This is a genomic window from Oleiphilus sp. HI0067, from assembly GCF_001635735.1.
The window spans coordinates 1-499 of sequence record NZ_LWFI01000142.1 but is presented as its reverse complement, the minus strand read 5'-3'; the positions used below and the strand labels follow the sequence as shown (position 1 = coordinate 499).

The 499-nt window shown below is 45.3% G+C and carries 1 protein-coding gene; it reads right to left on the bottom strand.

Annotated elements, in window-relative coordinates:
• Positions 1-499, bottom strand: a 499-nt coding sequence (locus tag A3739_RS01920) for a tRNA(Met) cytidine acetyltransferase TmcA domain-containing protein (RefSeq protein ID WP_156502254.1), incomplete at both ends; no start/stop codon positions are given.

The window sequence follows — 499 nt, the reverse complement described above, 5'->3', positions numbered from 1 at the left end:
ACCTAGTGTCGTCGATTTACCCCGTCCGCGGTCGGCTCGTAGAATCAGAGGACGATTGCGATGTCCTTTTACGACTCTTTCAATTTTTGCCAAGCAGGCCTGCTGTTCTTCGTTGAGTGTAATACCTTGTTTGTTTGATGATTGAACTTGGAAGGGATAAAACTGAGTTAGTGCTTCATCAAAGTTGTCACTATCTATAACAAGCATTGCTTCGCTTTCTATCAGTGTATTTAAAAATCGAGAGTGGGATGCTTGAAGCTGGTTATCCGTATCGTCGATTAATACGAAGAGCAGTCCGCCGCCTTCGAGAACACCACTACTTGCTGCGATCGCGTCAGGATGAATCTCTTTGCGTAAGTCCCAAATGAGTATTTGGCTTTGTTGTCCGAGTATTTCGCGATAATGCTTGGGTGCAATGCATCGATCATGCTCGCTACGGAGTAAAGATGCATCATGCCCCAACAAAATAGCGCTTTGCCCGTCTGGGAGTTTTTTAGCT